Here is a 2,886-nt window from a genome sequence, read left to right as displayed (position 1 = left end):
GCGGCCGGGGCAGCCGGGGCAGCCGGGGAGTCGGCCGGGTCGCGCCGCGTCCCGCCGTGCGACGCGGCCGGCGATGTCTGTTTCTGCAAGTTGGACGACATTGCTGACACATTCCCGCTCACGTAGCGTTCCGGTCGGGGCCGCCGCTCGGCACACGGCCCGAACTCACCACCCAGACAGACGACTTGAGGTACAGGCATGCCTACGACCACCCTGCGCCAGCTCAACGCCTTCGACGACACCCCCGCGTCGCTCGCGGCCGCGACGGTGATCCTGATCGACTACCAGAACACCTACACCCAGGGCGTCATGGAGCTGTCCGGCTGGGAGGCCGCGCTCGACGCGGGTGCCGCACTGCTCGCGAAGGCCCGTGAGGCCGGTGCGAAGGTCATCCACGTCGTCAACGACGGCGGTGAGGGCACCCCGTACGACATCCGCGCCGAGATCGGCCGGATCCACCCCAAGGTCGCTCCGGTCGACGGTGAGGAGACCGTCGTCAAGACGAAGCCCGACGCCTTCCTCGACACCGACCTCGGGGACCTGGTGGACGCCGCCGGGAACAAGGACGTGGTGATCGCCGGGTTCATGACCCACATGTGCGTCGCCTTCACCGCCCAGGGCGCCTTCCTGCGCGGGAACCGGCCGACCGTGGTGGCCGACGCCTCCGCGACCCGGCCGCTCCAGACCTCGGTGGCCGGGGTGTCCGCGGACGCCCTCCACCACGGCGCGCTCGCCACGATCGGCGACCTGTACGGCGTCGTGGTGCCGTCGGCGGCCGAACTCGGCTGAGCCTCACCGGAACCCCGTCGCGGGCGGCCGGGTGTCTCGTTCCCCGGGCGCGCGGTCCCCGCGGCGGCCATCGGTATGTAATGTTCCGTTTGCCCGAAACGAAAGCGGAACTTCCATTAGTGAAAAATGAGCGGTGATCACACAGTGTGTGGCGAGAACTACGGTGTGATCCGCTAATAGCCCGGTCAACTCCCGTGCCCATACGGTCACGTGGTGGCGGGTGCGGACCGATCCGCGCCCCCTTCGAACAGAAGGAACACACCCCAGTGACCACACGAAGAACCGTCCTCGCGGGTGCCACCGCCGTCGGCACCGCCGCTGTGCTCGGCACCGTCACCCAGGCCTCCGCGGCCGACGGGCCGGGCACCCCCACGACGTCGAACGCGGCCCAGAAGGACGCCCGCGACGCGATACGCAAGGTCAACGCCGACATGCGCAGCAACTACGCCGCGCTCAAGGCCGACCTCTCCAAGCGGCTGTCGCCGATGATCGTCGTCACGAACACCGCCACCGGCGGACAGTTCACGCTGCTCCACAACGGCACGACGGAGACCGTGCAGCCGGTCCCCGAGTACTTCGAACTGGCCAAGTCGATCGCGCACATCCCGCTGGGCATCTACTCGGTGCTCGCCCAGTACCTCAGCGACCAGGTCCCCAACGTCCCCAACCGGGACCGCATCGACGCCCACGACCTCGACATGGTCGCCGCCAAGGGGCAGTCGGACCGCTCCTGGGTCACCCCGCTCACCAGCTTCGGGACCACCCTCGCCACCGCCCGCGACAAGCTCACCGCCGCGAACCTCCCCAAGGACCTGCACGACAGCTGCAAGTTCATCCTGGACGAGGCGATCCACTACATCGACGGGGTCCTGCACGACCAGACCTTCGACATCCCCGGCTACGACGTCTTCTCGAACAAGGTCTACCCGAAGATCCGCACCAACATGGTCTTCTCGGCCAAGGCCCAGATCGACGGCATCGAAGGGCAGTTGAAGAAGTGGCGCACCAAGCTCGGTGAGGCCGCCTGGAGCGACCTGTACGTGGTCGTGTTCTCCATCTGGACCACCAGCGTCCTCAACCAGGCGTCCATCATCATCAAGCGGTGCATGGACCAGTCCAAGGCCGACTCGCACCTGATCGACGTGCCCACCGCCGAGATCCTCAGCGATCCCATCGCCGTCGCCCGGGACAACCTCGCCCGGATCGTGCAGGACAACGTCGCCGCCGAGATGGTCTTCGCGAGCGACGCGGAGATCGCCACCGCCCTCAAGGGCCGCCAGGACCTGCTCTCCGAGGAGATCCTCAACCAGCTCGGCACCAACGGCACCGCCGACCCGGCCGCGTACAAGGGGACCGCCGCCACGGCGGCCACCGCCGCCGCACTCGCGGCCGGCAAGGACGCCTGCCCCTGGCACCAGGCCCGGAAGGCCGCCGCCGGCGTCTGACCTGACACCGCCCCACCCCGTCACGGCTCCCTCCGGACACCGACGCGGACCACACCCCGCACCGGCACCCGGAGGGGGCCGTTTCTCGATGCCACCGACCGAGCCAGCACCTCACCCCAGGGAACAACCCGTGCCGTCCAGCACCAGGTCCAGACGCACCCGCACCCTCCCCGCCCCGCGCTCCGGCCACCGCGCCGGCGCCCTCTCCGTCGTGGGCCTCATCCTCCTGACCCTGAACCTCCGCGCGGCGATCACCGGCATCCCGCCCGTCCTCGCCACCCTGCAGGCCGACCTCCACCTCTCCGGCACGCAGGCCGCCGTCCTCACCACACTCCCCGTGCTCTGCCTGGGGGTCTTCGCGCCCGTCGCGCCCGTCCTCGCCCGGCGCACCGGCACCGAGACGGTCCTCGCCGGTGCCCTCGTCCTCATCCTCGCCGGCATCCTGCTCCGCACCCTGCCCACCCAGGCCGCCCTGTTCGCCGGCACCCTGGTCGCCGGTGCGGGCATCGCCCTCGGCAACGTGCTCATGCCCGCGGTCATCAAGCGTGACTTCCCCGACCGCATCGGCGTCATGACGGGCCTGGCGATGACCCTCATGGCCGCCACCGGCGCCCTGGCCGCGGGCCTCGCCGTCCCCCTCACCGCCGCCGGC

Annotated in this window: 3 protein-coding genes; all 3 read left to right on the top strand. The window is 70.1% G+C overall.

Annotation, left to right across the window (positions count from 1 at the left end):
- Nucleotides 1-198 precede the first annotated feature (198 nt).
- On the top strand, nucleotides 199-789 hold the full coding sequence (locus tag GT045_RS33305) for an isochorismatase family protein (RefSeq protein WP_161288015.1): 591 nt from the start codon (nucleotides 199-201) through the stop codon (nucleotides 787-789).
- Nucleotides 790-1,055: 266 nt separating this feature from the next.
- The gene (locus GT045_RS33300; RefSeq protein ID WP_161288017.1) at nucleotides 1,056-2,234 is read left to right on the top strand and encodes a hypothetical protein; all 1,179 of its coding nucleotides are present in this window, start codon (nucleotides 1,056-1,058) and stop codon (nucleotides 2,232-2,234) included.
- 130 nt (nucleotides 2,235-2,364) lie between these two features.
- A partial coding sequence (locus GT045_RS33295) for an MFS transporter (protein WP_345942829.1) occupies nucleotides 2,365-2,886 on the top strand: 522 nt, incomplete at its 3' end.

The organism is Streptomyces sp. SID486, assembly GCF_009865385.1.
In the GTDB taxonomy this organism is placed as follows: Bacteria; Actinomycetota; Actinomycetes; order Streptomycetales; family Streptomycetaceae; genus Streptomyces.
The sequence above is the reverse complement of the archived record's forward strand: the minus strand, read 5'-3'. Positions and strand labels throughout refer to the sequence as shown.